Raw genomic sequence first — 1,775 nt, 5'->3', positions numbered from 1 at the left:
CAGCAAAGAAGATCGTACCGATATTGGTGTCAGTTATGGCAGCAGCATTCATTACATATCTTACGCTTAAAGGACTTAAAAAAGTTTGGCCTGTGATCGTAGAGACCCTTAGCTTTTTACCGCAAACGAAGAAACCTAGTTTCTTGGTAGCACTAAGTTTTGGTGGTATTGGTGCAGTGATCACATACATTATCGTTAAACCAAGAATAGTAACAAGGGTGATAGGTTTAGATGGAAGTAGAGAATCGATCAACCTTCTTTTTACGATTCCTCTTATCTTTGCTGCGGCACTTTTGAGTTTTGCCCATGGTGCAAACGATGTTGCCAATGCAGTTGGACCTTTGGCTGCGGTAAATGATGCACTGGCTACTCTTGCAGTTTCTGAAAAAGCAGCGATTCCTTTATGGGTAATGGTTGTCGGTGGTGTAGGTATTTCTGTAGGTCTTGCGCTCTTTGGACCAAGACTCATCAAAACAGTGGGTACTGAGATCACTGAACTTGATCAGATGAGAGCATTTTCTATTATGATGGCAGCTGCTATTACTGTGGTTATCGCTTCTCAGCTGGGATTGCCGGTTTCTTCTACACATATTGCTGTGGGGGCCATATTTGGAGTAGGTTTCCTTAGAGAGTGGCTTGATAGTAAAGATATGGGTGAAAAGCAGGAGAAGCTTCAAGTAGAAGTGTCTAAACAACACACATTAAAAAGAGAACTGGCAGAGCTTGAGAGCGCTGATGATTATAAAAAAAGAGTAGAGTTGATGGAAGCACTTAAGATACAAAAGAAAAAAGTAAAAAGTCTTAAGCGTTCATTGCGTGAAAACTATGTAAAACGTGGTATGGTGAAAAAGATTGTAGCGGCATGGATAATTACTGTTCCCGCTGCAGCTGTACTTTCTGCAATTATTTTCTTTATACTAAAAGGTATAGCAAGCTAAGAAGCATACAATATATGCATAATGATACACAAAAATAGTGTATCGTTTTAACGTGGGCATTGTTGCCCGCGCTACTTTCAAAACATCTCTCCTCTCTACATTTTCTGTAATCAAAATGTTATCAAGATATACTATTCTACAATATGCAAAACACAGATATAGAAATCATCGTCATTGAAGATGAACCGGATATTTTAGAACTTCTTGAGTACCATCTTGAAAAAGAAGGCTACACTGTTACAGGGTTCCTTTCTACTGAAAATGTTGAACAGTTTTTAGAAGAAGAAAACCCTGCACTTATTATCGTGGATAGAAATCTTCCTGGTGTTGAGGGAAGTGAATTTGTATCAAAAATACGGGAACAAGGGTATGATATACCAGTAATGTTCCTTACAGCAAGAGATAAAGAGAGTGACTTGGAAGAAGGTTTCCATTCAGGCGGTGATGACTATATGACTAAACCTTTTAGCAGTAAAGAGATGCTTTTAAGGGTAGCCGCATTATTGAAACGTAGTGGTGTGACATCTACAGATAAAGTAAAATACAGAGATCTCATACTTGATCTGCAAAAACGAGAACTTTCCATAGATAATAAGCGTATTGAGTTGACCAATTTAGAATTTAAACTGCTTCATACCTTTGTCAAGAATCCACATCAACCCTTAGACAGAGACTTCTTACGGGATGAAGTTTGGGGTGATGACAGTGCAAACTTTCATGATAAAACCATCAATGTAGCGATGAACAGATTGAAAAAGAAGATAGACTCTGAAGGTATTAAAGAATACTTTGCTCCTGTTTGGGGTGTTGGATATAAATTACTTTAAAATCATTTTT

General features: G+C 38.1%; 2 protein-coding genes. Both read left to right on the top strand.

The features are described from left to right. Positions 1-938 (top strand): inorganic phosphate transporter (locus ABZC96_RS09900; RefSeq protein ID WP_373030833.1); only part of this gene is annotated, 938 nt, incomplete at its 5' end. Between the two features lie 143 nt (positions 939-1,081). After that, positions 1,082-1,765, top strand: coding sequence for a response regulator transcription factor (locus ABZC96_RS09895; RefSeq protein WP_373030832.1), 684 nt, complete (start codon positions 1,082-1,084; stop codon positions 1,763-1,765). Positions 1,766-1,775 lie beyond the last annotated feature (10 nt).

The organism is Sulfurovum sp., from assembly GCF_041551015.1.
GTDB lineage: Bacteria > Campylobacterota > Campylobacteria > Campylobacterales > Sulfurovaceae > Sulfurovum.
Note: the sequence above shows the minus strand (reverse complement) of the source record. Positions and strands in the feature narration are given on the sequence as shown.

What these genes read in the sequence shown, in the direction of transcription:
- ABZC96_RS09895 (WP_373030832.1), top strand. Translation starts at nt 1,082, where the DNA reads ATGCAAAACACAGATATAGAAATCATCGTCATTGAAGATGAACCGGAT.